Raw genomic sequence first — 6874 nt, 5'->3', positions numbered from 1 at the left:
ATTTATCTGTTTGCTTACAATGGTTTAACTTGGAATAAAATAGAACGTCTAGAAACGGATACGCCGAATTACAACGAACGCTTTGGTAGCGCAGTATCACTCAGTGGCGATGGGAGTACTATTATTGCAGGGGCGACAGGGGTTTCTTTCAACAAAAACGCTGCAGTTGGAGCTGTATATGTATTCCAGCAAGATGGTAATACATGGCTTCAGAAAGCCGAGGTTTTTGCATCAAAAAAAGCTCGGGGGGCTCAATTTGGATCTCCGTTAGACATTAGTCATGATGGTAATTACTTTGTGGCAAGTTCATTGTTAAAACAAGCTGTATTTGTGTTTGGATACGATGGTCATAGTTGGATAGAACAATCCACTTTTAGTGCGGAAAATACAGAAAGCGGTGATGATTTTGGTCGCGCTGTTAGCATGAGTGCAGATGGTAATCATATTGTTATTAGTTCATCGAGTGAACGATCAAAAGCTGTTGGCATTAATGGTGACCAATTAAGTAATCATTACAGCAACGCTGGTGCGGCTTATCTGTTTGCTTTCGATGGTGCGTCATGGCAACAACAAGCCTATCTCAAAGCAACGAATACTGAGAGCGGTGACGAATTTGGACATTCCGTAGCCATAAGTGCTGATGCTAGCCGCATCGTAGTGGGAACAAGCTATGAAGATTCAAACGCAATAGGTATCAATGGTGATCAAACATCACAAAGTGCGCTTCATTCCGGTGCGGTCTACGTTTACTAAAACACTATAGATACCAGAAAGAGGATATAGGACTCTGAAGAGTCCACCCTATCAATTTTATACCGACATGGACGATTTCTAATATTCCATGTCTTCTAGTCTTGATACGAACACATTGCAGAACACTTTGATTGGACCAACAGCTGTGACTGCAATCAATTAATGAAGAGTGTCGAGTTCATTTGCACAGTGATTGAGCAGGTGGACTCAAATGTAATAAAAATGAAAGAAATACATCGATTTTGTGATATCATACGGCAAAATTTTTCACTGTATTTTTCATATGAAGTTTCCTGGACAGCGTAAATCTAAGCACTACTTTCCAACTCACGCACGTGATCCGTTGGTCAATCAAATTCAACAAACACCAAGGCTTCACCGCGCAACGATTGTCGGTGTAGGTCAAACTATTGTTGATATAGAAGCTCGTGTCGACAACGCGTTCCTCGAAAAGTATGAGTTGAGTAAAGGTCACTCACTCGTATTAGAAGAAAGCAAAGCAGATGCGTTGTATGAAGAGTTGGTTGAACGCGGTTTAATTACGCACCAGTACCCTGGCGATACTATCGGTAATACGCTGCACAACTATTCTGTTCTTGCTGACAGTAAATCTGTCCTTCTTGGCGTCATGTCTAAGAAAATTGAAGTCGGTTCATTTGGTTACCGTTACCTTTGCCGCACTTCTTCTCGTATGAACTTAAACCACCTTCAAACTGTAGATGGTCCAATTGGTCGTTGTTATACGCTAATTTCAGAAGATGGTGAGCGTACGTTTGCTATCAATGAAGGCCACATGAACCAGCTGCTCCCTGAGAGTATTCCTGAAAAGGTTTTCGAAAAAGCCTCTGCATTAGTCGTTTCTTCTTACCTAATGCGCGGTAAACCTGAAGATCCAATGCCACAAGCTGTACAAAAAGCTATTGAATACGCGAAAGCGCATAATGTCCCTGTTGTATTAACTCTTGGTACTAAATACGTAATCGAAGGTAATGCTGAATGGTGGCAAGAATACCTAAAAGAAAACGTAACTATCGTCGCAATGAACGAAGATGAAGGTGAAGCGTTAACCGGTGAAAAAGATCCATTGTTAGCAGCTAACAAAGCGCTTGAATGGGTTGATCTCGTTCTATGTACCGCTGGTCCTATCGGACTTTACATGGCAGGTTACACAGACGAATCAAACAAACGTGAAACGACTTTACCATTGCTTCCGGGTAACATCCCTGAATTCAACAAGTATGAGTTTAGCCGTTCAATGCGTAAGCAAGATTGCGTAAAACCAATCAAAGTATACTCTCATATCGGCCCTTACCTAGGTGGCCCTCTAGAGATTAAGAACACGAATGGCGCTGGCGATGGTGCTCTTTCGGCGCTACTTCACGACATGGCAGCAAACAGCTACCACCACGTGAACGTGCCAAACTCAGAGAAACACGAACACACTTGCCTAACTTACTCTTCTTTGTCTCAAATTTGTAAGTATGCTAACCGTGTGAGTTACGAAGTATTAACTCAACATTCCCCTCGCCTTTCTCGTGCATTACCAGAACGAGAAGACAGCTTGGAAGAAACATACTGGGAACGTTAATCCCAAGTAATGAAAGGCTGCCTTGGGCAGCCTTTTTTATTGTATGCAAACACCGGATTTGATCTCGCACAACAATTCATTGATTCGAACGTACACGAATACGAAATACACCGTTCACACCTTTACAATGCGATTTCTAAACGTATTATCGCGATGCAAACGTTTACCTAACCTTGGTTAGCCTGCATAAGGAGTTTTTATGCTATCTGACATCGAAATTTGTCGTACTACCCCCCTACAATCTATAGAACAAGTAGCTCAACACGCGGGTCTACTCTCACATGAATTTGAGTCACATGGTCATCACAAGGCAAAAGTATCACTAGCCAGCTTAGACAGACTAAAAGAAAATTCAGATGGTAAGCTCGTTGTCGTGACCGCGATTACTCCAACGCCGCTTGGTGAGGGAAAAACGGTTACAACAATCGGATTAGCACAAGGTCTCGCTAAATTAAACCAAGCCACCATGGCATGTATTCGCCAACCGTCAATGGGCCCAGTATTTGGAGTTAAAGGCGGTGCAGCTGGTGGTGGTTACGCCCAAGTGTCACCAATGGAAGAACTAAACATTCACTTGACCGGTGACATACACGCGGTGACAGCGGCTCATAACCTGGCGTCAGCTGCGATAGATGCGCGTATTTATCACGAACAACGTCAAGGCTATGAAGCCTTCGAAGCTCGAACAGGACTCACTGCTCTAAAAATTGACCCACAAAATGTGTGTTGGAGACGCGTTGTCGATCACAATGATCGTGCATTAAGAATGGTCACCGTCGGCAACAATGAAGCAGATAAGTCGGTCAATGGCTATCAACGTGAAGACGGTTTCGATATCTCAGCAGCTTCAGAGCTAATGGCGATCCTTGCACTCGCAAGTGACCTTAAAGATCTACGTAAACGTATCGGTAACATCGTTATTGGCTACAACCTAAAAGGTGACCCTGTCACCACTGAAGATTTACAGGTTGCAGGTGCGATGACGGTAACAATGAAAGACGCTATTCAACCAACATTGATGCAAACACTTGAAGGTGTTCCAACCTTAATTCACGCGGGACCATTCGCCAATATTGCTCATGGTAACTCCTCAATTATTGCAGATCGCATTGCTTTAAAACTCACTGACTTTACGGTCACTGAAGGTGGTTTTGGCTCTGACATGGGATTTGAGAAAGCATGTAACATCAAAGCTCAAGTCTCAGGAARAGCCCCTGACTGCGCGGTAATTGTAGCAACTCTCCGCGGTTTAAAGGCCAACTCTGGGCTATACGATTTTAAACCGGGAATGCCCTTGCCTGATACCCTGTTTAATAACGATTCTAATGCACTGATAGCAGGATTTGAGAACTTAAAATGGCACATTAACAACGTTCGCAAATATGGTGTAGCAGCTGTTGTTGCAATTAACCGTTTTCCGCAAGACTCAGAGAGTGAGTTACAACAGCTCAAAACTCTGATTGAGTCTTTTGATCCAACCGTTGAAATTGCCATCAGCGACGCATTTTCTCAAGGAGGAAGTGGCGCGCTAGACCTTGCACAAGCGGTCATCCGCTCTTGTGACAAGCCAAACAACTTTACTCCATTATATGCTTTAGAAGACACGCTTGAGGCTAAGTTGATGACTGTCACCGAAGTTGGATATGGGGCTTCGAGCTTATCTCTTTCAGACACAGCTAAAAAACAATTGGCAGAGTTTACACAGTTTGGGTTCGGCGGGCTTGCTGTCTGTTTAGCTAAAACGCCTCTTTCTATTTCTACCGATGCCCATTTAAAAGGAGCACCAGTAGGTTTTGAAGTGAATATCCGAGAGCTAAAACTCTGTGCTGGAGCCGGTTTCATTTATGCGCTTTGTGGGAATGTTATGACCATGCCAGGCCTACCCGATAAGCCAGCATTTATGACGTTAGACCTAGACGATGATGGCCAAATCATTGGATTAAGCTAACCTTATCTAATTTCCGTACACCACCCCATCAAAAAAGAGGAAGCTTATTACGTCAAATGCGTAAAGCGACCTCTTTTTATCTTTAACAAATTCACTCATATTCTCTACCCTATCTCGATCTCATTATTGATAAATCAAACAGCCATTTGCGGAGAAGATCACATTATTATTTAATATGAAACTGTACTATCCCCCCTGAATTATGAGGGATATATGAAGAACAAGATTACTCTACTACTAGGTCAATTTGTGGTAACCCTATTTGCCCTAGGAGTCGTCCCTACTTTATATATATCTGCTGAAATTCAGAGAGTTGAAGAACAATATAATGTGCGCGTGCAGCAAACACATTACAACCAAATCGAATACAGCTACCATGAGCTAGCGACAATCATTCGCCAGATATCTACGTCGATACCGACCATCGCACGCTCCAAAACCCTACTTCGTGCTATAACATCAAACGATCCAATCCATTTGGATTCAGTTCAAGACCTTTGGACTATACTCGCTCGTGAACAAAAATATTACGCCCAATTACGCTTCTTAGATACGAGCGGAATGGAGGTAATTCGAGTTAACCATCAAGACAACATCACAACGGTGATTGCTCCTAGTCAATTACAAGATAAATCTAACCGCGATTATTTCATTCAGGCACAAGAGCAAGCCTCGGGTGAGATTCGTTCTTATGGTATTGATTTAGAAATAGAAAATGGAAATTTAGTCGAACCCATAACTCCAGCTCTCCGAGTCATTGCGCCAGTAGAGCACTTAGGGAAACGACTTGGATATTTTATCGCCAACCTCAATATGAGCGAAATTTATTCACGCTTGAAATACGAACGTGGCAACAAATCGATACCTATGCTGGTGAATCAAAGCGGTCATATTTTAATGGATAGCTCATTAGATAAAGCTTTTGGTCATGTCCTTCAAGAACGCAGTAAACACACGCTAGCAGTTTCAAACCCTAAGTTATGGAAAAAAATGAACAATAACCAAGACGGCAGTTTTTATGATGGCCACTCTTGGTATTTCTACTCCAATGTCAGCTCTGCCGTATCTCAATTAGAACAATCTTTGTTCATGGTACTTAAAGTTCAAGACTCTGCTTTAAAGGCCGAATATAACGACGAGCGCCTTCAGGTTTACCAACAAGCACTCGCATTGTTCGTGATTATTGTGGGTATTGCGGCTGTATTTGTCTGGTGGAACGACACACATAATAAAAACAGCATTGAAAGCCAACTCGCAAAGGCTGCGATGAATGGTATGTCGGCATTAGTTATAACAGACAAGAACAACCGTATAGTTCAGGTTAACCAAGAGTTTACTCGTGCTAGTGGTTACACCTTAGAAGAAGTAAAGGGCAAGCAGCCTTCTATATTTGCTTCAGGAAGATATAACCAAGAGTTCTACATTAACATGTGGAAGGTTATTCAAGAGAAAGGAACTTGGGAAGGTGAAGTCGTTAACAAACGCAAAGATGGCTCGTTAATCACTGAGATTCTACGCATTCAAACTATCTTGGATAAAAACAGTACCATTCAATTCTACGTTGCGTCTTTTGTTGATATTAGCCAGCGTAAGGAATTAGAAAATAGACTGCGCAATTTAAGCGAACGAGATACATTGGCTGGCTGTTGGAACCGACGGAAGTTTGATCAAGAATTAAAAGAACAATCGAATCGAAGTGGACGTTATCAAGACAAGGAACAAGCCTGTTTAGCCATTATCGATATTGACCATTTTAAACGTATCAATGATCAGCATGGGCACGATTATGGCGACAAGGTAATAAAAACAGTCGCAGAAGTCATGCAGAAAGAATGTCGCGACACTGACTTCGTTGCAAGAATTGGTGGAGAAGAGTTCGGACTCATTCTTCCCCACACAACAATCAAAGAAGCCGATTACGTGTTAAACCGACTAAGATTAGCAATTGCACTCGAACTGTCAGACAAGGTTACCATCAGTGGTGGCATCACAGATATTACTGCTGACGCTAATCAAAACTACAAATGCGCCGACATCGCGCTGTATGACGCTAAAGCAAACGGGCGAAATAATATCTGTATATTTTTAAGTTCTGAACTCAATCAAATAGCATAAATCAACAACGCAATATTGGGTTATGTACCCTACATAAAGGCCGTTATTTATGCTCCCAGGGGTGTAGTACTAACCTTTCCCCATCAACAACCATTATACAATCCATCTTTGCAGCGTGAGCAGCTTGCTTGCCAAGATCGGTATCTTCAAATACCACGCACAGTTCAGGGCATAAACCTATTTGTTGAGCTGCTTTCAAAAAAGTTTCCRGTTGAGGCTTATGCTCTGTAACGTCCGTGGCAGTAACTAAAGCATCTAACTTATCGATAATTTGATGATGGGTGAGCAAATTAGTAGCACTCATTCGCTGACTTCCCGTCCCTACCGCTACCTTTTTATGTTGGTAGTGGTTAATTAACACATCAAATGTGCATTGTATCTTGTCGCCTTTTTCATCTAAATCACGAAATGCCTGCATCTTATATTCAGATACTTGTTTAGTATCTAATTCTAACTTTTGATGCTTGTTG

At 42.2% G+C, this 6874-nt stretch carries 5 protein-coding genes; 4 read left to right on the top strand and 1 reads right to left on the bottom strand.

Annotated elements, in window-relative coordinates:
- From L4C33_RS18025 to L4C33_RS18010, 4 genes are all read left to right on the top strand, one after another.
- Positions 1 to 753, top strand: a 753-nt coding sequence (locus L4C33_RS18025; protein WP_489686448.1) for an FG-GAP repeat protein, incomplete at its 5' end; no start/stop codon positions are given.
- Between the two features lie 283 nt (positions 754 to 1036).
- Positions 1037 to 2341, top strand: a complete 1305-nt coding sequence (locus L4C33_RS18020) for an inosine/guanosine kinase (protein WP_428813792.1) — start codon at positions 1037 to 1039, stop codon at positions 2339 to 2341.
- A gap of 199 nt (positions 2342 to 2540) precedes the next feature.
- The gene (locus tag L4C33_RS18015) at positions 2541 to 4289 is read left to right on the top strand and encodes a formate--tetrahydrofolate ligase (protein WP_428813791.1); all 1749 of its coding nucleotides are present in this window, start codon (positions 2541 to 2543) and stop codon (positions 4287 to 4289) included.
- Positions 4290 to 4502: 213 nt separating this feature from the next.
- The gene (locus L4C33_RS18010) at positions 4503 to 6404 is read left to right on the top strand and encodes a sensor domain-containing diguanylate cyclase (RefSeq protein ID WP_428813790.1); all 1902 of its coding nucleotides are present in this window, start codon (positions 4503 to 4505) and stop codon (positions 6402 to 6404) included.
- Positions 6405 to 6447: 43 nt separating this feature from the next.
- Here L4C33_RS18010 and L4C33_RS18005 read toward each other — a convergent pair.
- Positions 6448 to 6874 (bottom strand): HAD-IA family hydrolase (locus L4C33_RS18005; protein ID WP_428813789.1); only part of this gene is annotated, 427 nt, incomplete at its 5' end.

The sequence above is a fragment of the Vibrio makurazakiensis genome (genome assembly GCF_050337375.1).
GTDB classification, from domain to species: domain Bacteria; phylum Pseudomonadota; class Gammaproteobacteria; order Enterobacterales; family Vibrionaceae; genus Vibrio; species Vibrio makurazakiensis.
This window is presented reverse-complemented; position numbering and strand designations above follow the sequence as displayed.